25 protein-coding genes are annotated in these 24165 nt (G+C 55.3%); 14 read left to right on the forward strand and 11 right to left on the reverse strand.

Features of this window, described 5'->3' with window-relative positions; all coding sequences use genetic code 11:
- Positions 1-3 precede the first annotated feature (3 nt).
- Genes AYI96_RS08725 through AYI96_RS08740 form a run of 4 tightly spaced genes read left to right on the forward strand, consistent with a single transcriptional unit; the run spans position 4 to position 3633 of the window.
- On the forward strand, positions 4-1194 hold the full coding sequence (locus tag AYI96_RS08725) for a beta-ketoacyl-[acyl-carrier-protein] synthase family protein (protein ID WP_144361439.1): 1191 nt from the start codon (positions 4-6) through the stop codon (positions 1192-1194).
- Positions 1191-1682, forward strand: a complete 492-nt coding sequence (locus tag AYI96_RS08730; protein WP_039034683.1) for a hotdog family protein — start codon at positions 1191-1193, stop codon at positions 1680-1682. Before AYI96_RS08725 ends, AYI96_RS08730 begins: the two co-directional genes overlap by 4 nt.
- Positions 1679-2404, forward strand: a complete 726-nt coding sequence (locus AYI96_RS08735) for a 3-ketoacyl-ACP reductase FabG2 (protein ID WP_039034684.1) — start codon at positions 1679-1681, stop codon at positions 2402-2404. Before AYI96_RS08730 ends, AYI96_RS08735 begins: the two co-directional genes overlap by 4 nt.
- Positions 2401-3633 (forward strand): beta-ketoacyl-ACP synthase, encoded by a 1233-nt coding sequence (locus tag AYI96_RS08740; protein WP_144361440.1) that lies wholly within the window; start codon positions 2401-2403, stop codon positions 3631-3633. Before AYI96_RS08735 ends, AYI96_RS08740 begins: the two co-directional genes overlap by 4 nt.
- Positions 3634-3714: 81 nt before the next feature.
- On the opposite strand, the gene AYI96_RS08745 is transcribed toward AYI96_RS08740, so the two are convergent.
- A complete protein-coding gene (locus AYI96_RS08745; RefSeq protein WP_260852974.1) occupies positions 3715-4830 on the reverse strand; it encodes an HD-GYP domain-containing protein in 1116 nt (371 codons plus the stop codon).
- A 158-nt stretch (positions 4831-4988) separates the two neighbouring features.
- Between AYI96_RS08745 and AYI96_RS08750 the strand changes: the two genes are divergently transcribed.
- Positions 4989-5309, forward strand: a complete 321-nt coding sequence (locus AYI96_RS08750; RefSeq protein WP_039034686.1) for a rhodanese-like domain-containing protein — start codon at positions 4989-4991, stop codon at positions 5307-5309.
- A 243-nt stretch (positions 5310-5552) separates the two neighbouring features.
- Here AYI96_RS08750 and AYI96_RS08760 read toward each other — a convergent pair whose 3' ends face one another.
- The 5 genes from AYI96_RS08760 to AYI96_RS08780 form a co-directional block, all read right to left on the reverse strand.
- Positions 5553-6146 (reverse strand): FMN-dependent NADH-azoreductase, encoded by a 594-nt coding sequence (locus AYI96_RS08760; protein WP_025010143.1) that lies wholly within the window; start codon positions 6144-6146, stop codon positions 5553-5555.
- 210 nt (positions 6147-6356) lie between these two features.
- The gene (locus AYI96_RS08765) at positions 6357-6827 is read right to left on the reverse strand and encodes a thioesterase domain-containing protein (protein WP_144361443.1); all 471 of its coding nucleotides are present in this window, start codon (positions 6825-6827) and stop codon (positions 6357-6359) included.
- A 1-nt stretch (position 6828) separates the two neighbouring features.
- Positions 6829-7266, reverse strand: coding sequence for a D-aminoacyl-tRNA deacylase (gene dtd, locus AYI96_RS08770; RefSeq protein WP_028780049.1), 438 nt, complete (start codon positions 7264-7266; stop codon positions 6829-6831).
- On the reverse strand, positions 7263-8255 hold the full coding sequence (locus AYI96_RS08775) for an alpha/beta fold hydrolase (RefSeq protein WP_260852976.1): 993 nt from the start codon (positions 8253-8255) through the stop codon (positions 7263-7265). Before AYI96_RS08775 ends, dtd begins: the two co-directional genes overlap by 4 nt.
- Positions 8206-9054, reverse strand: a complete 849-nt coding sequence (locus AYI96_RS08780; RefSeq protein ID WP_143078395.1) for a virulence factor BrkB family protein — start codon at positions 9052-9054, stop codon at positions 8206-8208. The genes AYI96_RS08775 and AYI96_RS08780 overlap by 50 nt, the downstream gene beginning before the upstream one ends.
- A 221-nt stretch (positions 9055-9275) precedes the next feature.
- On the opposite strand from AYI96_RS08780, the gene AYI96_RS08785 reads away from it, so the two are divergent.
- From AYI96_RS08785 to AYI96_RS08815, 7 genes are all read left to right on the forward strand, one after another.
- Positions 9276-9494, forward strand: coding sequence for a hypothetical protein (locus tag AYI96_RS08785; RefSeq protein ID WP_028780047.1), 219 nt, complete (start codon positions 9276-9278; stop codon positions 9492-9494).
- Positions 9495-9514: 20 nt separating this feature from the next.
- On the forward strand, positions 9515-10165 hold the full coding sequence (locus AYI96_RS08790; RefSeq protein WP_039034687.1) for a DUF2959 domain-containing protein: 651 nt from the start codon (positions 9515-9517) through the stop codon (positions 10163-10165).
- 182 nt (positions 10166-10347) lie between these two features.
- A complete protein-coding gene (locus AYI96_RS08795; RefSeq protein WP_144361444.1) occupies positions 10348-11562 on the forward strand; it encodes a 4Fe-4S binding protein in 1215 nt (404 codons plus the stop codon).
- 153 nt (positions 11563-11715) lie between these two features.
- Positions 11716-12768 carry an XdhC family protein gene (locus AYI96_RS08800; RefSeq protein ID WP_144361445.1) on the forward strand — a complete coding sequence of 351 codons (1053 nt, stop codon included), beginning with the start codon at positions 11716-11718 and terminating at the stop codon, positions 12766-12768.
- Complete coding sequence (locus tag AYI96_RS08805; RefSeq protein ID WP_144361446.1) at positions 12765-13409, forward strand: NTP transferase domain-containing protein; 645 nt, start codon at positions 12765-12767, stop codon at positions 13407-13409. The genes AYI96_RS08800 and AYI96_RS08805 overlap by 4 nt, the downstream gene beginning before the upstream one ends.
- Positions 13410-13412: 3 nt before the next feature.
- The gene (locus AYI96_RS08810; protein WP_071476368.1) at positions 13413-13868 is read left to right on the forward strand and encodes a (2Fe-2S)-binding protein; all 456 of its coding nucleotides are present in this window, start codon (positions 13413-13415) and stop codon (positions 13866-13868) included.
- Positions 13865-16105, forward strand: coding sequence for a xanthine dehydrogenase family protein molybdopterin-binding subunit (locus AYI96_RS08815; protein ID WP_144361447.1), 2241 nt, complete (start codon positions 13865-13867; stop codon positions 16103-16105). The genes AYI96_RS08810 and AYI96_RS08815 overlap by 4 nt, the downstream gene beginning before the upstream one ends.
- Before the next feature lie 165 nt (positions 16106-16270).
- Here AYI96_RS08815 and AYI96_RS08820 read toward each other — a convergent pair whose 3' ends face one another.
- From AYI96_RS08820 to AYI96_RS08830, 3 genes are read right to left on the reverse strand one after another with little or no spacing between them, the layout of a single operon-like run.
- Positions 16271-17332 (reverse strand): zinc-binding dehydrogenase, encoded by a 1062-nt coding sequence (locus tag AYI96_RS08820; RefSeq protein WP_144361448.1) that lies wholly within the window; start codon positions 17330-17332, stop codon positions 16271-16273.
- Positions 17333-17341: 9 nt separating this feature from the next.
- Entirely contained in the window at positions 17342-17848 is a 507-nt protein-coding gene (locus AYI96_RS08825; RefSeq protein WP_039034693.1) for a 2,4'-dihydroxyacetophenone dioxygenase family protein, read from the reverse strand.
- Between the two features lie 43 nt (positions 17849-17891).
- A complete protein-coding gene (locus AYI96_RS08830; RefSeq protein WP_071476365.1) occupies positions 17892-18656 on the reverse strand; it encodes an SDR family NAD(P)-dependent oxidoreductase in 765 nt (254 codons plus the stop codon).
- 192 nt (positions 18657-18848) lie between these two features.
- On the opposite strand from AYI96_RS08830, the gene AYI96_RS08835 reads away from it, so the two are divergent.
- Positions 18849-19799: a helix-turn-helix domain-containing protein gene (locus AYI96_RS08835; RefSeq protein WP_233962847.1), complete on the forward strand. Its 951-nt coding sequence runs from the start codon at positions 18849-18851 to the stop codon at positions 19797-19799.
- Between the two features lie 83 nt (positions 19800-19882).
- On the opposite strand, the gene typA is transcribed toward AYI96_RS08835, so the two are convergent.
- Positions 19883-21694 (reverse strand): translational GTPase TypA, encoded by a 1812-nt coding sequence (typA, locus tag AYI96_RS08840; RefSeq protein ID WP_039034696.1) that lies wholly within the window; start codon positions 21692-21694, stop codon positions 19883-19885.
- Between the two features lie 457 nt (positions 21695-22151).
- On the opposite strand from typA, the gene glnA reads away from it, so the two are divergent.
- Entirely contained in the window at positions 22152-23561 is a 1410-nt protein-coding gene (gene glnA, locus AYI96_RS08845; protein WP_039034697.1) for a glutamate--ammonia ligase, read from the forward strand.
- A gap of 104 nt (positions 23562-23665) precedes the next feature.
- Here glnA and AYI96_RS08850 read toward each other — a convergent pair whose 3' ends face one another.
- Complete coding sequence (locus tag AYI96_RS08850; RefSeq protein ID WP_039034698.1) at positions 23666-24163, reverse strand: hypothetical protein; 498 nt, start codon at positions 24161-24163, stop codon at positions 23666-23668.
- Between the last annotated feature and the right edge of the window lie 2 nt (positions 24164-24165).

Genomic DNA, 24165 nt, shown 5'->3' on the forward strand with positions numbered 1-24165 from the left:
GATATGACAACTACAGCCATAAATCATGCGGGTTTTTGTACCCCTCTCGGCAACCGGGCCGACGAGGTGCTTAACGCCTTGCTCGCCGGTGACAGCCGCGGCATGGTCAGCCGCGACAACCTGTTGTTTGAACGGCCGGCCATAGTCGGGGTAGTGGACAGCGAATTACCGGCCATTCCCGCCGAGTTTGCCGACTATGACTGTCGTAACAACGCCCTGTTGCTGTGCGCCGCCCTGCAAATCACCCCGGCGGTGGAAGCCGCCAAGGCCAAATATGGCAAGGAGCGCATCGCGGTTGTCATAGGCACCAGCACCTCGGGGATCTCCAAGGGTGAAGAGGCACTGGAGTACCGCAATCGCCACGGCCATTTCCCCTCGGATTACCACTATTTTCAGCAGGAGCTGGGGGGCACCAGTCGCTTCCTGCAAGCCTGGTTCAAGCTGAGCGGCCCCTGTTACACACTGTCGACGGCTTGCTCCTCCAGCGCCAAGGTGTTTGCCGCCGGTAAACGGCTGTTGCATGCCGGACTGTGCGACATGGTGATAGTCGGCGGGGTCGACAGCCTGTGCCAATTGACCCTCAACGGCTTCGATGCACTTGAGTCTGTCTCCAAGGGGCATTGCAATCCTTTCAGCGCCAACCGCGACGGCATCAACATAGGTGAAGGCGCGGCGCTGTTTACCCTGGAGAGAGGAAGCGGCCAGGTGCTGCTGTCCGGTGTCGGCGAGTCGGCCGATGCCCACCATATCTCGGCGCCCCATCCCGAGGGCAACGGTGCGATTGCTGCCATGGAGATGGCACTTAAGCAGGCGGGGCTGACGCCTGATGACATCGACTATGTCAATCTGCACGGCACTGCCACCCCCAAGAATGACGCCATGGAAAGCCGCGCCATGCACTCGGTATTTGCCGAAGCACTGCCGCCTTGCAGTTCCACCAAACCCTTGACCGGCCACGCACTGGGCGCCGCCGGGGCATTGGAAGCGGTATTCTGCTGGCTGCTGCTCTCGCCCCTCAACCGTTATGGGCAACTGCCGCCGCATCTGTGGGACTGTGAGCAGGATGGCAAGGATCCCGCACTGCCGCTGGTCAAACAGGGTAGCCGCCACGCATTGAATCACCTGATGAGTAACTCCTTCGCCTTTGGCGGCAGCAATGCCAGCCTGATCTTCAGCCGTGGAGCCCCGGAATGACCCAGCCTTTAACCGAGCGTGATATCGCCGATTTTCTGCCCCACAGGGCGCCCATGATACTGATAGACGCCGTGGTCGAGCACAGCCAAGACAGGCTGCTGACCAAGGTGAAGATTAGTGAGCAGAGCCCCTATTTCGATGACGCCCGGGCTCTGGTGCCCAATTATGTCGGCATAGAATATATGGCCCAGAGCATAGCGGCACTGGCCGGAGTGGAAGCCGAGGCCCGCGGTGATATTATCCGGGTCGGTTTTTTGCTGGGCAGCCGTAAGCTCAGCATGCATACCCCGGGATTCCTGCCCGGACGCGAATACCTGACTCAGGTGCAGCGCCTCTATCAGGAAGACACGGGACTGGCAGTGTTCGACTGCCGCATCTTTGATGGCGAAACAGAGATCGCCAGCGCCAATGTAAACGTTTTTCAGCCCCAGGACACCCAGGCCTATATTGCCGGTAGTCTGGAGGCGATGCAGGGAGATTCCGCATGACAAAGAGAGTTTTGGTCACAGGTTCCAGCCGCGGCATAGGCAAGGCTATCGCCCTACGTCTGGCGCAATCCGGCTTTGATATCGCCCTGCACTTTCATGCCAATCGAGCGGCCGCCGAGGCCAGCGCCGCCGAAATCCAAGCCTTGGGCGTCAAGGTCAGCCTGCTGCAGTTTGATGTTGCCGAGCGCCAGACCTGCCGCCAAGTCATTGAGGCCGACATCGAAGCCAACGGTGCCTATCACGGCCTGGTTCTCAATGCCGGTATCGCCCGCGACACGGCTTTCCCGGCGATGACAGAGGCCGAATGGGATGGCGTCATCCACACCAATCTCGATGGTTTCTACAATGTGATCCATCCGGCGCTGATGCCGATGATCCAACGGCGCAAGGGCGGCCGCATCATTACACTGTCTTCGGTTTCCGGTTTGGCCGGTAACCGTGGCCAAGTGAACTACAGCGCCTCCAAGGCCGGTATCATAGGCGCCACCAAGGCGCTGGCATTGGAGCTGGCCAAACGCAAGATCACGGTCAACTGCATCGCTCCCGGGATCATCGAAACCGAAATGGTTGATACCTTCAGCCCCGAACTGGTACAGCAACTGGTGCCGTTGCGGCGCATGGGCCAGCCTGAAGAGATAGCGGCCCTGGCCAACTTCCTGATGTCTGACGAAGCCGGTTACATCACCCGCCAGGTGATCTCGGTCAACGGAGGCATGCTATGAGCCGCAGGGTGGTGATTACCGGCATGGGCGGCATTTCTGCCCTGGGCCAGGATTGGGACAGCGTCAAAGCCAAGCTGCAGGCAGGCCAAAATGCCGTGGTTCGCATGGATGAATGGGACAGGTTCGATGGCCTGCATACCCGTCTGGCGGCGCCGGTCAGCGACTTCAGCACTCCGGCGCACTATTCGCGCAAGAAGATCCGCTCCATGGGCCGGGTGTCTCTGATGGCCACCCGCGCCAGTGAAATGGCGCTGGAGGATGCCGGCTTGTTGCATGATCCTCTGATAGCCTCAGGTGCCATGGGCATAGCCTACGGTTCTTCCACCGGCAGTACAGAACCCATCACCGCCTTTGGCGACATGCTCAAACACGGCGATATGAGCGGCGTTACCGCCACCAGTTATATCCGCATGATGGCCCATACCACGGCGGTCAATGTCGGGGTATTTTTCGGCCTCAAGGGGCGGGTGATAACCACCAGCAGCGCCTGTACGTCCGGCAGCCAGGGCATAGGTTATGCCTATGAAGCCATCAAGTATGGCCAGCAGGATTTGATGCTGGCCGGGGGCGGCGAAGAACTCTGCCCCACAGAAGCTGTCGTTTTCGACACCCTGTTTGCCACCAGTACCCGCAACGACACTCCCGAGTTGACCCCCAGGCCTTTCGATCGCGACCGGGACGGCCTGGTGATAGGCGAAGGTGCCTGCACCCTGGTGCTCGAAGAGCTGGAGCATGCCAAGGCCAGAGGCGCGCGCATCTACGCCGAAGTGCTGGGTTTCGGTACCAACTCAGACGGCCTGCATGTGACGCAGCCGAACGCCGACACCATGGAAAAGGCGATTCGGCTGGCACTCAAAGATGCCAGGATAGCGCCGCAGCAGATAGGCTATGTCAACGCCCACGGTACGGCCACCGACCGCGGCGATGCCGCCGAGAGCCGGGCTACTGCCGCAGTATTTGGCGAACAGATGCCGATTTCATCGCTGAAGAGCTATACCGGCCATACCCTGGGCGCTTGCGGCGCGCTGGAGGCCTGGTGGAGCATTATGATGATGCGTGACGGCTGGTTTGCACCCACCATCAACCTGGAGAATATTGCCGAGGATTGCGCCGAGCTGGATTATATTCGCGCCAAAGGCCGGGCACTGGATACCGACTTGGTGATGAGCAATAACTTTGCCTTTGGCGGCATCAATACTTCGTTGATCTTCCGCCGCTGGCAGGAATGAGCTTAGCCCCGGGAAGCCTTAGAAAACCAGAGGAAGCCCAAGAGAGCTTTAGTGGGATAAATCGGCACATGCAGGGGCCTTTCAGGCCGCCTTGTCATCGCGGCAGCGCCCCATGATATCCAGGATCTGCTTGGTCGAAGCCGCCAAGGCTTCGACGCAGTGGCCGTCCAGTTTGCCGGCGGCCACCATGCTTCTCAACTCACGAAAACAGGCGTCCAGTGGCCAGGCCTGCTTATAGGGTCGCTCGCTGCTGAGGGCATCGAAGATATCCGCCACAGTCACTATTCTGGCTTCAATCGGCACCTCTTCACCCTTCAAACCTCGGGGATAGCCGCTGCCATCCAGATACTCATGATGACAGGCCACTATGTTGAGCATGATGGCCGAATCCGGCAGATGCGCCAGACCAAAATCCCCCAGCACCTTGCGGATCAGGCTCTCGCCCTTATCCACATGGGTCTCCATCAGAGTGCGCTCATCTATGCTTAAGGGCCCCTCTTTCAACAACACTTTGTCCGGAATACCTATCTTGCCTATGTCATGCAGCGGCGCAAACTGGGTGATATGTTCTATCTGCTCATCACTCAGGCCATATTTGGGTGCGACTATGCCGGCGATCAGGCCCGAATACGCCGCCATGCGATCCAGGTGCGCACCGGTTTCAAAGTCGCGTAGGTCGGCAAAGTCCCTTGCCACCTGAGCCGAGGCGAGAATAGTGCGCACCGCACTGAGTTCGGTGCACAGAGACATGTTGATCAAGTTGGCATAGAGCACCATATCCCGCTGCGCCTTGGCATCGAAGGCCGCCACGCGGTATGAATCGAAAAACAAAAACCCCAGAAACCTCTGTTCATCGTAGAGGGGCACAGTAAAGGAAGAGTTGTAATCCTGCTCCAGCAGCCAACGTGAATGGCTGTTTTCCGGCAAGATATTGGCCTTGATATCGTCTATCACCCGATACTGCCCTGTGTCGGCCAGCTGGCTGAGCACCGGGCTGTCGGACATGGGATATTCATAACCCACTATGGCCTGCCCCCTGTGAGTGCTGTTAATAAAGGTTTTTAGCAGCCCGGTCGACTCGTGATACAGGGCGCAGGCGATACGATCCACCCAAGGGTAGCTGAGCAACAGATGCTCGTGAATGCGTTCCAAGCGCTCAGAAGCGTTGTGCCCCTGCAACCAGAAGGATGACAGCATATTCTTGTCCATACACTATTTTCAAATCATTTCCTTTTTCCAAAGGATAGAACAAAAAACAGCCCTGGCGAGAAAACGACCTGCATCCAGGCCATTGCATTTCCAACTCCATAAGATTAACCTTATTAAAAAATTTCTAATTGATAGAGAGTCTGAAAATGCAAACCAACGCCAATCCACAAGACGGCCGCCTGAGCCCTGAGCAGTGCCATCAGATGATCGCCAAGGGAGTCCGGGTACTGGATGTCCGCTCGGCCGCCGAATATGCCGAAGGGCACCTGCCACAGGCGGTGAATGTGCCGCTGGATACCCTGGATACCTGGCTAAAGCAGCAACCGAATAAGCAGGAACCCTTTGTGCTCTATTGCGGCGCCGGCATGCGCGCCCAAAAAGGCTGCGACATTCTGCGAGCCAATGGCTTTGATTGCGTGCTCAACGGCGGCGCCTTCAAGGAGCTGGTCTGCGGCAAGCCTGAGTAACCAAAATGACAAGCAAGCCCGGGCGATTTCAGATAAGCCAACATCGCGGCCAAGCCTCTGCGCGGGTACGTTATCGCGAGCAGTGGCCCGCCGAAGGGGTTAATGCCGCTTGCCCCCTTTGCAGCGAGGCGCTCGAGCCGGACAAACCGTCACAAAAAAGCCCCGGGGAGTCACCTCCGGGGCAGTAGAACCAAATCAGTCAAGCAACTGGCGTTCAGATTGATGGTGGAAGAGATGTTTGCCTCAGGCAGAGATGGCCGCCAGCGAAGATTTGGCTGCTGAAATACCCTTAGCGTTGGCATCCGGGCCCATGTTCAGCGCTTCACCGTAGACGGTTTCCACTTCGGTAATTCCAATAAAGCCCAGCACGGTTTTCAGATAAGGCACCACATGGTCTGTGGTCGAGTCTTTGTGTACCCCACCCCGGGTAGTGATCACTACCGCACGCTTACCAGTGATAAGACCCACAGGGCCATTTTCTGTGTAACTGAAACTCACGCCGGCGCGGGCAATCAGGTCAATCCAGTTTTTCAACTGAGTCGGAATACCGAAGTTATACATGGGCGCAGCTATTACTAGAGTGTCGTGATCTTTCAGTTCCTGGATCAGCTCATCAGACAAGGCCAACGCCTGTTGCTGGCGCTCGCTCAGCTGTTCGCCGCCGCGCAGGCCGGTGGCAATTTCACCGTCCAGTACCGGCAGCGGCTCGGCCGCCAGATCCCTGACTGTGATGCTGGAACCCTGCTCCTGCCAATGCTTGATCAGATGGTCGACCAAGAGACCGGACTGAGAGTAACCACCCAGAATGCTGGATTTCAAAACTAATACTTTGCTCATGATACTGCTCCGCTTCGATTCAGGAATTTGTTTGAGTCAGAGCTTTTGCTCCAATCTATGCTGAGCAGTCTACTGATGGACAAAATAGAATAAAAGCGGAGAAAATTTGATATTAAATTCGATTTTTTAGAAAGGAAAGGCTGTTATCCAGGGCTTATCACTCAAGGCTTACAAGGTTAAAACCGAACCTGTAAGCCTAGGTAATCCCAGCTAGGACAGGGTTGGCTCTTGCTTGGGCTGGCTGACGTAAACCCCCAAGAAAGAAGCACAGCAAAGACCGTGACTCCAGAGTTCCACCTCCTGCCTGACTTTGACCCTGCGCCCTTCACTCAAAGGCGTCAGTGACACGCCCGGCCAGCTGACTCTGGCCTCGATCAACTCACCTGGATTGGCAGTCACCGGCGCCCGATAACGGATCTCGGCCTGGGCCAGCACTATATCACCACTCACTCCGGCCCGCTGCTGTTGCAGCCAGAGCATGCCCCAGCCACACAGAGTGCACAGGGTATAGATACTGCCGGCAAACATGGTCTGATGCAGATTGATATTGGGCGCCAGCGGTGCACCGACACGAAATTCTGTGCCATCAAAAGTCAGTGGCCGGATCCCCATAAAGGCACTGACGGGGATGGTGCCATGCCAGGTGTTTTCCAGCTGCTTAAGCAGTGATGGCTCAGACATATCAAACACTCAGATTAAAGGTCACTGGCCCGTCGTTCAGCAGTTCCACCTGCATATCGGCAGCGAAGCGGCCGGTTTCTGTGGTCACCCCCTTGCTGCGGCAAAATGCCACAAAGGCTTCATAGAGCTCTTCGGCCTGAGCCGGACTGGCACCACCCGAGAAACTGGGACGTAGACCGCGGCTGGTATCGGCCGCCAGGGTAAATTGCGACACCACCAACAACTGCCCGCCAACCTGAGTCAGATTGAGGTTCATCTTGCCGTTGTCATCGCTGAACACCCGGTAATTCATCACCTTGGTGGCCAGCTTTTCCATCGCCGCCATATCATCCTGGCGTTCAACGCCCAACAATACCAACAAACCTTTATCTATGGCGCCGGTCACTTCATCGGCAACCGTTACCTTGGCACGGCTGACTCTCTGTATCAGGGCGATCAATCCTGACTCCTTAATTCTGTTTCACAAGAGGCCGCAGTGTCGCCCATAGCACACAGGGCTGCAACCACGGCGTGACGCATTTTATCATCCACCAGCGAGTGATGACCTCCGGCCACCAGCTGCAACTCGGCCGGGCGGGTCTGGCGTGCAAGCTGAGCCTGCAGCAAGTGAGTTGGACAGACCCAGTCATTTTCCCCCTGCAGCAAGCGGGTATGTTTCGGCCAGTTATTGAGCCCTGCGTCAAGCAGACTCATGGCTTCGAAATAGTGATGGCGGGCATAGTGAAGTTCGATTCTGGCCATATTGCTGTCCCGAGGCGCCCTTGGCGGCGGCAACAGCCCCCCGGGTAAAGACAGATGCTGCTCCCAGCGCAGCCAACTGCGGATATAATCCTGGGCATTGAGACAGGTAAATCCCTTGGCATAGCTTTCCAGCAGCGCCGCAGTGCTGCGCTCACTCCTGGATAGCCAGCGGGAAAAGCCATGATAGTCCACCGGGAAACGGCTGGCGGCGCCAGCAGCACCATAGAGCCAATCGCGGCCCTCGGCAGAGGGGATAAAGCTGCCCCAATATGTCTGGGCTATGACCCGCTCAGGGAATAAACCGCCGTACACCAGCCCCAAGGTTGCCCCGAACGAGCCCCCCGCCAGACACCAGCGCGGCAACTGCAGCGCCTTTCTGACCGACTCGAGATCATCGAGCAGGCCCTGGAAGTGATTCTGCGCCAGGCCTTTCTCGGAACGCGATAAGCCTGCGCCCCTTTGATCCAGAAACAATAAGCGAAAGCGGCGCAGATCAAACAGCGCCAACTCTTCAAGGCTGCAACCGGCGCCGGGCCCGCCGTGCAGATACAGCAGCGGAATGCCTTCCGGGTTGCCGAATTGCGCCAGATACAGGCGGTGGCCACCACCAACCTCCAGCCAGTCGCGGGCAAACGGATTATGCCGATCCGGGTTCATCATCCAGCGGCTCCAATGGTTCTTCGCCATCGAGGAATTCCGGCAAAGAAGCGGTGATCTCGGCTCCCATCAGAACTATCATCCAGGATAGATAGACCCAGACAAACAGTATCGGAATCGTCGCTAAGGCGCCGTAAATCGCCTCGTAGCTGGGGAAGTGAGTCACATACAGGGCAAAGCCTTTCTTGCCCGCCTCAAACAGCAAGGCAGCCACTATGGCCCCGAGCAGGGCATGCAGCAGCTTCACCTTTTGGTTGGGCACCACAGTGTAAAGCAGCAGGAAGGCCGCGACAGAAAACAGAAATGGCAAACGCGCGACAAAGAAACTACCTACACCATAAGTATCGGCTTCATTGAATATTTTCAGCGATACCAAGTAGGAAGTGGCCGCCAGGCTGGCACCCATCAGCACGGGGCCCAGCGTCAGAATCATCCAGTACATGGAAAAAGACACGACAGTCTGGCGTTTTTCTTTGGTGCGCCAGATATAGTTCAGCGCCTTGTCGATGGCGGAGATCAGTAAAATGGCCACCACCACCAAGGCCCCTATACCGACGGCCGTACCCTTGGAGGCGTTGCCGACAAACTCGTTGATATAAACCTGAACCGTATCACCTGCGGCCGGCAAAAAGTTTTGATAAATAAAGTTTTCTATCAGTTGCCGCACCCCCTTGAAGACAGGGAAAGCCGACAGCATAGACATGGTAACGGCCACCATGGGCACCAGCGACAGCAGGGTCACATAGGCCAGATGACCGGCTCGGATATTGATTTGATCGTCCTGCAATCTCTGTTTCAGGTGCAGCAGGAAGTGCCAGCAGCCTTTCATAAACAAGCTGAAATTGCGGGTATCTATCTTGTTGCTCACGGTTTTCTCTTGATCCTCTGGGTCTAGTGTCGCTATCTTCGTACAATAATGCCCTGATTACAAAGTGTGATGCTGCCACTGCAGCAGGGCAAAGGAAGCCGAGAATGACGCCAGCGCTATGCATAGGCATGCGCCAAGACCCGTCGTTCAGCGCTTCTCCCATAATTTAAAGGAGAGAGTTAATGTCACAACAAGGATCGGCGGGCAATGTGATTGCCGCGCTGGCAAGCGTATTTTTCCCGGGTCTGGGACAGTTGGTTCAGGGGCGGATCCTGGCCGCACTGATCTTCTTTCTGGTGACAGTCACAGGTTACGCCCTCTGGTGGTTGGTAGTTCCTGCTATCATAGGTGCCATCGCCCATCTCTGGTGCATCATAGATGCCGCCAAATACAAAGCATAAATAGAGAAAAGAGAAAGCTTATGAACAAGATCCTCACCACCGCCCTGGTCAGCCTGGGATTGCTGCTGGGTGGTTGCCAGAGTGCCTATTACGGCGCCATGGAAAAGGTTGGCTATCACAAACGTGACATCATGGTCGACCGGGTCAAAGACGCCAAAGAATCGCAACAGGAAGCACAGGAGCAGTTCAGTTCGGCACTGGAAGAGATGCAGGCGCTGCTGAACCATGACGGCGGCGATCTGGAAAAGGCTTACAACAAGGCCAAAGACGAGTATGAGTCGGCTCAGGAAGCCGCCGATGATGTCAGCAACCGTATCAACAAGGTGGAAGATGTGGCCGAAGCCCTGTTCGATGAGTGGCAAGGGGAAATCGGTGAGATCAGCAAGGCCAGCCTGCGCAGTAAGAGCCAGGCCAAGCTGAAAGAGACCCGCCGCTCCTACGAACAGCTGATCCGCAGCATGCGCCGTGCCGAGAGCAAGATGCCTCCTATCCTGACCTCAATGAAAGACAACATGCTCTACCTCAAGCATAACCTCAACGCCCAGACCATAGGGGCCATCAAGGGTGAGTTTGCCAGTCTGCAGAGCGATATCTCCGGCCTTATCAAAGAGATGAATAAATCCATCGATGAGTCCAACCGCTTTATCGCGGCAATGGAGTCGGGTAACTGACCGTCAAGCCATAGAGAGAGCCCCGCACCGCGGGGCTTTTTTTCAGCTGTGAGCCAGTGCACGAATTTCTCCATCTGCGAATGCAAACTTGGATCTGCTGCACACTTCCTTTTTTGACTCAAGAACTTGTGCCCTTATTTGAGTTCACAATAGGCAGTCGTTTGTTGCTGGCCTCTATTCTCATGACACTGACCGAATCGCTCACCCTCATGCTGGCACTCCTCTATGGTGTCAGCCAACTCTGGTGGAGCGGCCGCCGTTTCGGCGCCGGCCTCACCTTGCTGCTGATTTTAACCGCGCTGCTGATTGGCAGCAGCCCCATGTTGCTGCTGGCCACGCTGACAGCCGTTGGTAGCCTGGCATTGCTGCAGCAACTGCGCCCCGGCTTGCTGCAATCCGAGCCCAGGATCAATAACCTGCGCAGCGGCTGCCAGCACCTGTTGGCGCTGGCGCTGTTTCTGGTCGCGATTCAGTACACCATCAACAGCCTGATGCTCAAGGCTGGAATCACGCCTTGGATTGGGCGCCCGGATGTGGTGGATGCGTTTCTGCCCATCGCCGGTGGTATAGAGCTCAAGGCGATAGCCACCCTGGGACTCTGGGATCAAACCCACCCGGCGGCGGCCGTGATGCTGGCGGTGGTGTTGTTGACCGGACTGCTGTGCAAGCGGGCCTTCTGTGGCTGGGCCTGCCCGCTGGGGTTGGCCGGAGAGTACCTCTATCGCCTGCGTAAACGCTTTATCAAGCGCGAATTTATGCCGCCTGCCTGGCTCGACTGGCCACTGCGTATGCTCAAGTATCTGTTGTTGGCGGCGCTGCTCTACATAGTGCTGGGCATGCCGTCTATGGGGATCCCCGGCTACCTGGAGAGTAATTATCACAAGATAGCCGATCTCAAGATGGCGCTGTTTTTCATCACTCCGGGACTCATCACCCTGGCCTGCTTTGGCCTGATCCTTGCCATTGTCGCCTGGCGCCGTCAGGGATTTTGCCGTTACCTCTGCCCCTATGGCGCCCTGCTGGGACTGCTGAGTTTTCTCAGCCCGCTGAAAATCCGCCGCGCCCCGGAGCATTGCCTGATAGAGTCCAAGGGGATGAAATGCGACAAGTGCACCCGCGCCTGTCCGGCCGGCATCATAGTGCATACCAAAAATACAGTGCACAGCGATGAATGCCAGGCCTGCATGCGCTGCGTAGCCGCCTGCCCCAAAAAATCGGCGCTGGGGTTCGGCTTGAGCCGCAATCATTTCTGGTCGGCCAAGTCGGTAATGCTGCTGGTCCTTGGACTGCTGTTCCTGCTGCCCTTGATAGCCTACACCTCGGGCTTCTGGGAAAGCCAAACGCCGGATGCGGTTCGGATGCAACTGCTGCAGATGATCGACTATGTAGGTCACTAAACTTAACCACTCAGGCTCGCCGACAGGCGGGCCTTTTTATTACGCTTGCCGCCGAGTTCCACTGCCCCTCCCTGACTTGCCACACCCGGCAAGATTGTTTCCCGGTGCGATTTTATGCAATGCTAACTTCTCCACCAAAAACATGGGAAGTTTATGGCGCACCATCTGCAAACCTTGCTGCAACAATGGGCTCTCAGCGCAAACGAGCCCTGGGTGCTGGCGCTGATCACCTCGGTACAAGGCTCTTCTTATCGCAAACCCGGAGCCATGATGCTGTTTCATCCCCTGGGCCAGAGCCTGGGGATCCTCAGCGGCGGCTGTTTGGAGGCCGATCTGCGCCATCAGGCACACAAGGCGCTGACGGAACAAAGGGTGGTGGAGGTCTGTTATGACGCCCGCGACGATCAGGACGCCAGTTACCAACTGGGGTGTGGCGGCTTGGTAAACATCTGCCTGCTGCCTCTGGGGCGGGAGAATCATTTTCTGGCACTCGATGAGTTGCGCCAGGCTCTGAATGCCGGTCAATCCGGCTTCTGGCAGTTGCTAATACCCAGAGCCGGTGAAGCGCCTGCGGCCCTTGAGGCGCGCTTTTTACCCCAAGGTTCCCCCTCAACCTATGCTGAGCCTCTGCCTTTCCCCGCCAATGACTTTCGCCGCACCGGGATTTGGAGCCCAGAGACTGGGCAGAACGGGCAACAGAGCTGGTTAACCGTACCCGTGGGCCCCAAACCTGCGCTTGCGATTTTCGGCGGCGGTCTGGATGCCAAGCCGCTGGCGCAGATGGCTTTGCAACTGGACTGGCAGGTGAGCGTCGTCGACCCCAGAGCCGCATACGCCCGCAGCCATGACTTTGCCGGTTGCGACATAATCAAACTCGGCGCCAACGAGCTGGATGCCGATTGGCTCAAGCGTCAGGATGGTGCCATAGTGATGCACCACAATGTCGAGCTCGACAGCGCCATTCTCAAACGGCTGCAAGTAAGCTGCCCACGCTATCTGGCGCTATTAGGGCCAACTCACAGGCGCGATAAGGTACTCAAACATGCCGGTCTTGGGCTGGCAGACTTTGCCATGCCACTGGCGGCGCCCGCCGGACTGGCACTCGGCGGCGAACTCCCCGGTGCCATCGCCCTCAGCATTTTGGCCCAGTGCCACGGGGTTTTGTTTGATGCGCCCATGACTGGGCTTGAGGGCCTGATGCCATGAGGCTATTGCCTGTGTTACTGGCCGCCGGAGCATCAAGCCGCTTCGCCGCCGATGACTCAGTGCCCGGCCACGCCAAACTGGCGGCACAGGACAGCCATGGCACGCCGCTGCTGCGCCTCAGCTGGCAGGCGCTGGAGCAGATGCGCGCTCAGGCAAGCCAGAAGTACCCCAAGCTTGAGCTGCTACCGCTGCAAACCATACTCGGCGGCCACAAGGAGCAACTGCAAGCGCTGTTGCCGCCCCATGCCAACTGCCGTTTCAACCCCCTCTGGCAACAGGGGTTGGGGCACTCCATCGCCCTGGCCGCGGAGCAAGCCAAGGCCTGCTCCGCCGATGCCCTGCTACTGGCGCTGGCCGATCAGGTGGCGCTGAACGGCGCCGATTACCTTGAATTGCTCGACTGTTGGCTGGGCAGCCAACTCAGCAGCAGCGCCTTTTACCGGGACGCCCCCGGCGCGCCTGCTATCTTTAATGCCACAGACTTCAACGCCCTTTGCCAACTGCAGGGTGACCGAGGGGCCAAGGCCCTGCTGACCGAGAAATTACAACAACAACGACTGGGCCGGATAGTGCTGCACCGCGCCGCCATCGACATAGACACGGGCACAGATCTCAGACGCCTCAACCAGCACAAGGAGTGAACAATGTCGCAACTCAAAATCAATGGCAGACTGTTTTCGGTCGAGGCCGATCCCAATATGCCCTTGCTATGGGCCCTCAGGGATCTCCTGGGACTGACTGGCACCAAATTCGGCTGTGGCGCCGGACTCTGCGGTGCCTGCACCATACATCTGGATGGTAAGCCCGCCAGAGCCTGCCTCACCAGTCTCAAAAGTGCCGAGGGCAGGAACATCACCACCATAGAAGGCCTGGATAATCCGGCGCTGAAGGCCGCCTGGAGCAAACACAAGGTACCCCAGTGCGGTTACTGTCAGACAGGGCAGCTCATGTCTGCCGCGGCGCTTTTGAGTGAAACGCCCAACCCCAGTGACCAACAGATAGACGATGCCATGTCCGGCAATATCTGCCGCTGCGGCACCTATACCCGGATCCGCAGCGCCATCAAGGATGTCGCCGTCAAAGGGGGGCAGAGCTCATGAGCCGATTTACCGCAGTGGAAAACTTCAGCCGTCGTGATGTGCTGAAACTCTTTGGCGCCAGTGGTGGTGCCTTGATGCTGGGCAGCAGCGCCCTGGGCTGGAGCCCCATGAGCCTGGCGCAGGACAAGCTTCAACCTCTGAATCTGTTTATCGCCGTCGGTGAAGACGACAAGGTCTACCTCACCTGCCATCGCTCGGAAATGGGTCAGGGCATACGAACAGGCATACCTCAGGTGCTGGCCGATGAACTGGAAGCCGACTGGGACAAAGTCGTGGTGGTGCAGGGCTTGGCCGACAAGCGTTACGGCAGCCAGAATACAGATGGCAGTCGCAGCATACGTAAACACTACGACAGAATGCGGCAGATGGGTGCCATGGCGCGCACCATGTTGGAACAGGCTGCCGCCGAGCATTGGCAAGTGCCGGTCGCAGAAGTCAGCGCCAAGGCTCACAGAGTGACTCACAAGGCGTCCGGCCGCTCCCTGAGCTATGGCGAACTGGCGCTGGCGGCGTCCAAGCTGCCGCTTCCGGATGAGAGCCAACTCAGGCTCAAACCCAGAGAAGAGTTCACCCAGATAGGTCAGTCACGCACCATAGTGGATATGGATGCCATGTTGGATGGCAGCGCCATCTATGGCCAGGATATACGTCTGGAAGGCATGCTCTATGCCACGATTGCCCGGCCGCCTGTGCTCGGCAGCCAAGCGGCGAGTGTCGATGATAAAAAGGCCCGCGCCTTCCCCGGTGTGGTGGATATTATCAGTCTGCCCGCTCCCAAAGGAGCGCCTGCCTTCCAGCCGCTTGGCGGTGTGGCTGTGCTGGCCAACAACAGCTGGAGCGCCCTTGAAGGCCGCAAGGCACTGACGATCCAGTGGCAGCAAAGCCCCAACGACAAGCACGACTCCCAAGCGTTTCTCGCCACCCTGAAACAGCGAGTACGGCAGAGTGGCAAAGTCAGGCGTGAGCTGGGCCAGCCTCCCGCAAGCTGGCCCGAAGAGCGCACGCTCAGCGCCGATTACACTGTGCCCTATCTGGCTCACGCCATGATGGAGCCGCCGGCAGCCACCGCCAGAGTCAGCAAGGATGGCTGTGAAGTTTGGGCCTGCAGCCAAACGCCCCAGAGTACCCAGCAGAATGTGGCGGCCGCTTTGGGGCTGAAGGAGGAGCAGGTCAAGGTGCATGTCACCCTGCTGGGCGGCGGCTTTGGTCGTAAGTCCAAGCCGGACTTCAGCGTCGAGGCGGCGCTGCTGGCTAAGCGCAGCGGCAAGCCGGTGAAGGTGTTCTGGAGCCGGGAAGATGAGCTGCAAAACGGCTATCTGCACGCCATCAGCGCCCAACATTATCAGGCGCTGCTCAGTGATGATGGCAAGGTGGAAGCCCTGTTGTCGCGCACCGCCTTCCCTTCCATCAGTTCCACCTTTGCCGAGGGCGTGGATGAGCCCTCGGACGGCGAACTGGATTTGGGCTTTATCGACTTGCCATTTCAGTTGCCGTCGCTGCGCTGCGAAACCGCCAAGGCCGAGGCTCACACCCGCATAGGCTGGCTGCGCTCTGTGTGCAACATTCAGCATGCCTTCGGCATTGGCAGCTTTGTTGACGAACTGGCGCTGCGCACCGGCCAAAGTTGCCCGGCCATGTGGCGACAACTTTTGGGGCAACCCAGGGTGGAGAACTTTGCCAATCAGGGCTTCAAATACGGTAACTATGGCGAAGAACTCAGCCGTCACCCTGTGGATGTCGCTCGTTATCTGACGGTCATCGACGCCGCCGAAAAACGTATGGCACTGTCACCGGCCAAGGCAGGCGAAGGCTGGGGGTTTGCGGTGCACCGCAGCTTTGTCAGCTATGTGGCGGTCGCCATCAAGGTCAAACTGGACGGTGAGCGTTTGCAGGTGCTGCAGGCCATCTCAGTGCTGGATGCCGGCACTGTGGTTAACCCTGACAGAGTGCATTCACAGCTGGAAGGCGCGGTCATCTTCGGCCTCAGCCTGGCGATGTTGGGCGAAATCAGCTTTAAGGATGGCAAGGTGCAACAGTCGAACTTCCACGACTATCAACTACTGCGGTTGCCGCAATGCCCTGAGATAGAAACACAAATTATCGCCTCGACCGAGGTCCCCGGCGGTGTGGGCGAACCCGGTGTCCCCCCGGTCACGCCGGCCCTGACCAACGCCATAGTGGCCGCCGGCGGCAAGCGCTACCGGGATCTGCCGCTGAAGCAGTATCTGCAGCTTTGATTGGTCGATAAAGTGCCGGGGCCATGCCCCGGCAAATCTAAATTGATCAACATCGCGATTTAGCGAGCCTGCTTGAGATTACCAGCCCCACCATAATGAAGCGTAAAATAAATAAAAAGCCGCTTTATAAGTTAGCGGCTGAATTCGAGTTAAGGTGTTGGATGATTAATTGAGCGTTTGCAGCTCACCATCACGCCAAGGTTCAATCACGACTTTAATATGTTGATTCGGCTGCATAAGCTGTTTGAATGCACCCGATACGCCGTCCATCCCAACTTTACCTGTGAGCAACTTATTCCAAGGCACCCTGCTCTCGGCCAATTCCTGCAAACACTGAGCAAACTCATGTGGTTGATAGTAGTATGAGAAACGCATATCCAGCTCTTTCACTGTGGCGTAGGCATAGTTGATGTTCGCTTCAGCAGTGTGGATCCCCGTTACCACTATGGTCGCATTGGCCGGCGAACGCTTCACAAAACCTTCGATCAGTTTATGAATACCCACACACTCGAAAATCACCACACGATTACCCGCGGCAATTTCAGCAGCGTATGCCACTTCATCTTGTTCACCCGGATCAACCACATGAGTCGCACCGAATTCACGGGCTAATGCCAGTTTTTCGCCCTGAAGATCAGCCGCAATAATATTACCTACACCTTGCAGATGCAGCGCTGAAATGACCGCTAAACCGATAGGCCCACAACCAACGACCAAGGCAGTATCTTCGGTGCCGACTTCACCACGATTGACGGCATGCAAGCCTACAGCCAGTGGCTCTGTCAGCGCCACAGCTTCAGCCGGGAGATGATCCGGCACTGGCAGCAGCTGTGCTTCATCGAGAATAAAGTATTCTGAATACGCCCCATTGACGCCGGGAGTCACCCCTACGCCAGCACCATTTTGGCTCATCAGGATTGGCACCGATGTAACTCGGGTGCCTAGGGCTAGGGTTTGCTGGGTTTCGGGACCAAATTCAACCACTTCAGCACAAAACTCATGTCCCAGCATCACAGGAACATGATTATCAGCCCCCTCAGGCATCATGCCTAGTTTGCGGTAAAAATCGAATACTTCGTTATAGTGGCGCGCAATATGAATATCCGAGCCACAGATACCACAGGCAAGACTGCGTACCAACACTTGGCCTGCCTGTGGCTTAGGTAATTCGACCTGTTGCAGAGTGACTTCACCATCCTGCAACACGATTGCATTCATCAAACTCATAATGGTTTCCTATTTGGTATCGCTCATAGATGCCGGCGCACCGGGTTTAATGTAACGAGGCTTGATGCCTTGTGCCTTGGCGGCAGCCAGAAGAGCCTGCTCAATCCAACCGGCATCCATGATAAACATGAAGTTACCATCGGCATCGAAGTTAACATTGACACCGGTAATCACCATCACACCATCAGCGCCTTCAGAATCGGCGGGACAATGGAAAGTGTGGATAGAACCACCCGGCTCATACAGATAGCTGCCGGCTGTTTGGGGTTGTTCCGGATATTCGAGGTAGTGCCACCGACCCGCCAAGGTATAAAAATGCACTACGCCTGTATGAAAATGCTTGGGTAAGGTGATACCCGGCTTAAACTTAGCGCGGATCACCCAAACACCATTTTCAGGGTCTAAAAATAACGGATACACATCAACGCCCGGCAGCGCATCTTTGATGATCTGCTCTTCGTTAGTATTGAGGGTTAATAAAAAATCTTGATGATTAATCACTTCCGGTAAAGCCATATTTGCCTTCCTCATGTTCTTATTGGGTTGATGGGTCGAGCTATCACTCCTTCTGCAATGGATATTTAAAATTCTCAAAACCGTCGGAAGCATGCACTGTGCAGCCGTTGATGCAATTGGCCTCGTCACTCACCAGAAATACCGCCACATCGGCTATCTCGCTCGGAAGAGTAAACTCCTGACGCATTTGTTCCTTACGAATGTGTTCCCAGAGTCCCAGTGCCTCGTATTGACGCAGCATAGGAGTATCGACACGACCGGGAGCAATGGCGCAAACACGAACGCCCAATGGGGCAAGCTCAAGCGCGGCGCATTTGGTCATCATATCGACGGCCGCTTTACTGACGTTGTAGGTAAAAGTCATTTCCGAGGCAATTGTTGCGTAGACAGACGAAGTATTAAGGATCACGCCTTTAGTACCTTGAGCGCGAAATTGACGTCCACCGGCCACAATGCCGTGATATACGCCTTTTTGATTCACATTGGTAACTGAGTCGAAATCGCCCAAAGGATCATGTTCTAACAAGGGTTTGGCTGAGCCAATGCCGGCATTATTTATCACAATATCAAGCTGACCAAACCGGGTAACCGCATGTGCCACCATAGCTTCAACTTGCTTGTAATCGGTCACATCGACACTAAAAGTCACCAACTTACCAGTGGGAAAATCGTTAAAGACCTTGAGCGAATCAACTGACAAATCGGCGGCAACGACTCTCCCTCCCTCGGCGAGTATTTTACGGACAATTGCTTGCCCTATGCCTCCTGCAGCCCCCGTCACCACTGCGGTTTTATTCAGTAAACGCATAGATGTCCTCTTTTTATATTTATTAATTTCATTATTAAGGTAATAGTAATTTAGATGATTAATTGCACATCTTCTTGACTTATTACGAATGAAATTTGATATATTGCGATTCTTATACCAAAGAGAACTCAACGCCCCATGTACCTAGTCCGTAGCGGTGCAGCTGCCCAATTTGAGCAACTGGTCCTGGAGTTGGGTGAAAACCCCATAGAAATGATCCATCAAGCAGGATTACGTCAGGCACAGTTTCGCGATCCCAATATCTATATCGCCTATCCACGACTAGCCGAGTTATTGGAAATCGCCGCCCTAGGCTGTAAACAGCCGCTGTTCGGACTTATGCTTGCCAAACGGCAAACCTTACATGTGCTCGGTGACTTACCTATGTTGATTTCCCGCACAGCAACCGTGGCCGATGCTCTTGAAAAGATGAATGACTATCTGTACCTGCACGCCTCAGGTATCTCGCTACAACTGCAACCACAGGGAGATATGGTACGCCTTGTCTTATCAATTAATGTTCACTGCCGTGGCATTGAACAATTGATGCAACTGAGCGTGGCACAACTGGCAATGTTTGTTTCAAGCCTGCTGAATATCAACATCAACACTATCCCCTTACATTTGTGTCAAAGTAAGCCCAGCGAACTTGAACCCCAGCACTTTGCCCACTTAGTGCGCTTTCGTGAATCCTTTGATGGCGTAGTACTTAAAACTACACAATTAACCGGACGTAACTATCACGATGAGGGAGCACTCAACCGCCATTTTCAGTCACATCTGCAATATTTACAGAGCCGCTATCCCGATAATCTGGCCGATCAGGCAAGAGACTTAATTCACCGATTACTTCCAACCGGAGAGTGTTGTATTGAAAGGGTATCAACTGCGCTGGGGGTACACGAGCGCACGTTACAGGCAAGACTCAAAGAGACTGGGCTTAGCTATCGTCAATTGCTGCAAGAAGTCAGACAAAATATCGCTAAACAGCAACTCAGTTATGGCACCCAAACCATTACCGAACTGGCACTGCAATTAGGTTATGCCGAGATCGCTGTTTTTAGTCGTCATTTTAAAACTTGGACGGGATTGTCCCCCAAGCAATGGCAGCAGCAATATCGCAGGGGACAAATAGAGGATTAATCTTGAGAAACAAAAGCCCCGCTAAGCTAGCTTAGCGGGGCTTTTTATTCACTGTGAGGCTATCACCTCAAACGCAACCACAATCAACCGCGGCTGGCGCGCTTGCGGTCGTTTTCAGTCAGATGACGCTTACGGATCCGAATGCTCTTAGGCGTTACTTCCACCAGTTCATCATCATCGATGAATTCCAGCGCTTGCTCCAGAGACATCTGGATATGCGGAGTCAGTACCTGAGCTTCGTCAGTACCTGAAGCACGCATGTTGGTCAACTGCTTGCCCTTGAGGCAGTTTACTGTCAGGTCGTTGGAGCGGCTGTGAATACCTATCACCTGGCCTTCATAAACCTCAGCGGCATGACCAATCATCAGACGACCGCGATCCTGCAGACCAAACAGAGCAAAGGTCAGTGCCTTACCGGTCGCATTGGAGATCAATACTCCGTTGGTACGCTGGCCGATATCGCCACCCTTGTATGGACCGTAATGGTCGAAGGTATGATACAGCAGACCTGTACCCGAAGTGGCTGTCATAAACTCAGTCTGGAAACCGATCAAGCCGCGGCTTGGGATCATGAAATCGATACGTACGCGACCCTTGCCATCTGGCTGCATGTCGCGCATGTCGGCCTTACGGGTACCCAGCTTCTCGATAACGCCACCCTGATGCTCTTCTTCCACATCCACGGTCAGTTGCTCGTATGGTTCGCACTTCTCGCCGTCGATCTCTTTGATGATCACTTCAGGACGGGAAACCGCCAGCTCATAACCTTCACGACGCATGTTTTCGATCAGGATAGACAGGTGCAGTTCACCACGGCCGGATACGCGGAAACGATCCGGACTCTCGGTTTCTTCAACACGCAGGGCCACGTTGTGTACCAGCTCCTGTTGCAGACGCTCAAGGATGTTACGTGAAGTCACGTACTTACCTTCTTTACCTGCGAAAGGAGAGGTGTTGACCTGGAAGGTCATAGTCATGGTTGGTTCATCAACAGACAGAGGTGGCAATGCTTCGGCATGACCGACGGCACAGATGGTGTCGGAAATCTTCAGCTCGCCCAGGCCTGTGATGGCAACGATATCACCGGCATTGGCGCTGTCCACTTCGTGGCGATCCAGGCCCATATAGCCCAGAACCTGGCCGACTTTGCCGTTACGGGTTTTACCGTCGGCACCAACAATAGTGACCTGCTGGTTGGTCTTGACGCTACCGCGCTTGATACGACCCACACCGATAACCCCTACATAGCTGTTGTAGTCCAGCTGAGAGATCTGCATCTGGAATGGACCATCGGCATCGGCATCCGGAGGAGATACTTTTTCAACGATAGTCTGGAACAGCGGTGTCATATCTTCACTGGCTTCATCGGGATCCAAGCTGGCAAAACCGTTCAGAGCAGAAGCATACACAATAGGGAAGTCCAACTGTTCGTCGGTAGCACCCAGGTTGTCGAACAGGTCAAATACCTGATCGATAACCCAATCAGGGCGGGCACCCGGACGGTCAATCTTGTTGATAACCACAATAGGCTTAAGGCCTTGGGCAAATGCTTTCTTGGTCACGAAGCGTGTCTGTGGCATTGGACCATCCTGCGCATCAACCAGCAGCAGTACAGAGTCAACCATAGACAGAACCCGCTCTACTTCACCACCGAAGTCGGCGTGTCCAGGGGTGTCTACTATATTAATGCGGTAGTCGTTCCACTTAATGGCGGTGTTCTTCGCCAGAATAGTGATCCCACGTTCTTTCTCCAGATCGTTGGAGTCCATCACCCGCTCGGTGGCTTCTCCGCGGGTTGCCAGGGTTCCTGACTGTGCCAACAGCTTGTCTACCAGGGTAGTCTTACCATGGTCAACGTGCGCTATGATGGCGATGTTACGTAAATTCTCTAACACAGTTTTGCCTCTTACGATCTCTGTTCTGTGGGATGCAGCAATATAAATTGAATGGTACAACCGCTTTATGACTGCTTAGCGATTGCCTTCCAGGCCTTATAAAACCTGGGCTAGCATCATGCTGGGGAACACTATTTCCCCGGATGGTTGCTTTAAAAAGCGTGCCATTCTACTCTAGCGAGGGGCTATCGCACAGGATTATTTTTTAAACACCTATGAATATCCTACTGAATAAGCGCACGCACCATTATGGTGAGCGCACCTTTTTGGAACACAGTACGCACCATTATAGTGCAAACCCGCTTGTCTCGCCAGCCCTCGATTTTACCACTCCCTTTATTTTCAATATCTTAGCATCTTGGCATGAGTTTGGCTTAATAGAAACCAACAAGGCGCCAGACGCTAAATACTAAGAGTTGACAAAGGGCACCCCCTTTACCCTACCGGAGGCTTGATAATGTCAGTCGAATCAGTTTTACAACAGCTGCAAGAGTTGGAAGTTAAGTTTGTTGATTTACGCTTTACCGATACCAAAGGTAAGGAACAGCATGTATCTATCCCGACTCATCAGGTAGATGCTGATTTCTTTGAAGAGGGCAAGATGTTTGATGGTTCATCCATCGGTGGTTGGAAAGGGATCAACGAATCTGACATGGTACTGATGCCAGATCCAGACAGCTTTGTACTGGACCCATTTACCGAAGAAACCACAGCACTGATCCGCTGCGATATTCTCGAACCCGGCACTATGCAGGGGTATGAGCGTGACCCTCGCTCCATCGCCAAGAAAGCCGAAGAATACTTGCGTTCTACCGGCATCGCCGACACTGTGCTGATCGGCCCTGAGCCAGAATTTTTCCTGTTCGATGACGTGCGTTTCGGTACCGACATGAGCGGCACCTTCGTCAAGATAGATGCCAAAGAAGCGGCATGGAACTCAGGCACCAGCTATGAAGACGGCAACACAGGCCACCGTCCATTCGTTAAGGGCGGTTACTTCCCGGTAGCACCAGTAGACTCTTCACAGGATCTGCGTAGCGCCATGTGTCTGGTGCTGGAAGAGATGGGTCAAATTGTGGAAGCCCACCACCATGAAGTGGCTACCGCGGGTCAGAATGAGATCGCCACGCGCTTCAACACACTCACAAAGAAAGCCGATGAAATTCAAGAGCTTAAGTATGTGATCCACAATATGGCTCACGCCTACGGCAAGACTGCGACCTTTATGCCTAAGCCGATTGTCGGCGACAACGGCAGCGGCATGCACGTTCACCAGTCACTCTCTAAAGACGGTACTAACCTGTTTGCCGGTGACAAGTACGGCGGCCTGTCTGAAACTGCCCTGTACTATATCGGCGGTATCATCAAGCACGCCCGTGCCCTGAACGCCTTCACCAACCCAAGCACCAACTCCTACAAGCGTTTGGTGCCACACTTTGAAGCCCCTGTGATGCTGGCATATTCTGCCCGCAACCGCTCCGCTTCTATCCGTATCCCTGTGGTACCTAGCCCTAAGGCTCGCCGTATCGAGACCCGCTTCCCGGATCCTATGGCCAACCCTTACCTGGCCTTTGCAGCACTGCTGATGGCCGGTCTGGACGGTATCCAGAACAAGATCCACCCTGGTGATGCCATGGACAAGGATCTGTACGATCTACCGGCCGAAGAAGCAGCGGAAATCCCGACTGTGGCCGAATCTCTGGAAGTCGCCCTGGCGGCTCTGGATGCAGACCGTGAGTTCCTGACCCGCGGCGGTGTGTTCAGCGATGACTTTATCGACTCTTACCTCAAGCTGAAACAAGCCGAGGCCGAGCGTGTCAGCCGTACCACTCACCCTGTCGAATTTGAGCTGTACTACAGCCTCTAATTGCCCTGCAATCAACCGATGAGTCAAGCCATCGGATAATAAAAAAAGCGCCCCGGGAGCAATCCTGGGGCGCTACTATTTTAAGGCTCTGAAACTCAAATCATTCAGGGAGCGCTGATAAGTTCAGGCGCACTCTGGGCCTTGGCTCCGGTGAGGATCACCGCCAACTTGAGTTCACCCTCTGTCTGGTTCAGCTCCTCAAGCCCTTCTGGCGTAAAGCGATATTGGCCTTCAGTCTCCAGCGCTTCCATGGTGCCAGCACAGGTGTCGACGGTTTCACTGCATTCGAAACGTGCGCCCTTGTGCCAAGGCATGGAGAAGGCTGATACCTGCTCAGCCGGCATCTTGAGATACATCACCACATAGTTGCTGCCAGCATCCTTGACAGGTTTACCTTCCGCCGTGGTCAGACTAAAGGTCAACGCCTGGCTTTGAGGATCCACGGCGCTCAGTGCTACCTTGAGGCTTTCGGCTTCATTGATGGACACAGACTGCCCCGGCTCCGGCGTAGGCGGAACCACAGGGTCATCATCATCGTCCAACCAATCACAACCACCCAAGCACAACAGCAAAGACGCCACTATCAAACTCTTATGTTTCATAA

The organism is Shewanella sp. MSW, assembly GCF_007636515.1.
Classification (GTDB): Bacteria; Pseudomonadota; Gammaproteobacteria; order Enterobacterales; family Shewanellaceae; genus Shewanella; species Shewanella indica.

Bases quoted from the DNA above. Each gene is read 5' to 3' on its own strand.
- AYI96_RS08725 (WP_144361439.1), top strand. From the start codon at position 4: ATGACAACTACAGCCATAAATCATGCGGGTTTTTGTACCCCTCTCGGC.
- AYI96_RS08730 (WP_039034683.1), top strand. From the start codon at position 1,191: ATGACCCAGCCTTTAACCGAGCGTGATATCGCCGATTTTCTGCCCCAC.
- AYI96_RS08735 (WP_039034684.1), top strand. From the start codon at position 1,679: ATGACAAAGAGAGTTTTGGTCACAGGTTCCAGCCGCGGCATAGGCAAG.
- AYI96_RS08740 (WP_144361440.1), top strand. From the start codon at position 2,401: ATGAGCCGCAGGGTGGTGATTACCGGCATGGGCGGCATTTCTGCCCTG.
- AYI96_RS08745 (WP_260852974.1), bottom strand. From the start codon at position 4,830: ATGCTGTCATCCTTCTGGTTGCAGGGGCACAACGCTTCTGAGCGCTTG.
- AYI96_RS08750 (WP_039034686.1), top strand. From the start codon at position 4,989: ATGCAAACCAACGCCAATCCACAAGACGGCCGCCTGAGCCCTGAGCAG.
- AYI96_RS08760 (WP_025010143.1), bottom strand. From the start codon at position 6,146: ATGAGCAAAGTATTAGTTTTGAAATCCAGCATTCTGGGTGGTTACTCT.
- AYI96_RS08765 (WP_144361443.1), bottom strand. From the start codon at position 6,827: ATGTCTGAGCCATCACTGCTTAAGCAGCTGGAAAACACCTGGCATGGC.
- AYI96_RS08775 (WP_260852976.1), bottom strand. From the start codon at position 8,255: ATGGCGAAGAACCATTGGAGCCGCTGGATGATGAACCCGGATCGGCAT.
- AYI96_RS08780 (WP_143078395.1), bottom strand. From the start codon at position 9,054: ATGAAAGGCTGCTGGCACTTCCTGCTGCACCTGAAACAGAGATTGCAG.
- AYI96_RS08785 (WP_028780047.1), top strand. From the start codon at position 9,276: ATGTCACAACAAGGATCGGCGGGCAATGTGATTGCCGCGCTGGCAAGC.
- AYI96_RS08790 (WP_039034687.1), top strand. From the start codon at position 9,515: ATGAACAAGATCCTCACCACCGCCCTGGTCAGCCTGGGATTGCTGCTG.
- AYI96_RS08795 (WP_144361444.1), top strand. From the start codon at position 10,348: ATGACACTGACCGAATCGCTCACCCTCATGCTGGCACTCCTCTATGGT.
- AYI96_RS08800 (WP_144361445.1), top strand. From the start codon at position 11,716: ATGGCGCACCATCTGCAAACCTTGCTGCAACAATGGGCTCTCAGCGCA.
- AYI96_RS08805 (WP_144361446.1), top strand. From the start codon at position 12,765: ATGAGGCTATTGCCTGTGTTACTGGCCGCCGGAGCATCAAGCCGCTTC.
- AYI96_RS08810 (WP_071476368.1), top strand. From the start codon at position 13,413: ATGTCGCAACTCAAAATCAATGGCAGACTGTTTTCGGTCGAGGCCGAT.
- AYI96_RS08815 (WP_144361447.1), top strand. From the start codon at position 13,865: ATGAGCCGATTTACCGCAGTGGAAAACTTCAGCCGTCGTGATGTGCTG.
- AYI96_RS08820 (WP_144361448.1), bottom strand. From the start codon at position 17,332: ATGAGTTTGATGAATGCAATCGTGTTGCAGGATGGTGAAGTCACTCTG.
- AYI96_RS08825 (WP_039034693.1), bottom strand. From the start codon at position 17,848: ATGGCTTTACCGGAAGTGATTAATCATCAAGATTTTTTATTAACCCTC.
- AYI96_RS08830 (WP_071476365.1), bottom strand. From the start codon at position 18,656: ATGCGTTTACTGAATAAAACCGCAGTGGTGACGGGGGCTGCAGGAGGC.
- glnA (WP_039034697.1), top strand. From the start codon at position 22,152: ATGTCAGTCGAATCAGTTTTACAACAGCTGCAAGAGTTGGAAGTTAAG.
- AYI96_RS08850 (WP_039034698.1), bottom strand. From the start codon at position 24,163: ATGAAACATAAGAGTTTGATAGTGGCGTCTTTGCTGTTGTGCTTGGGT.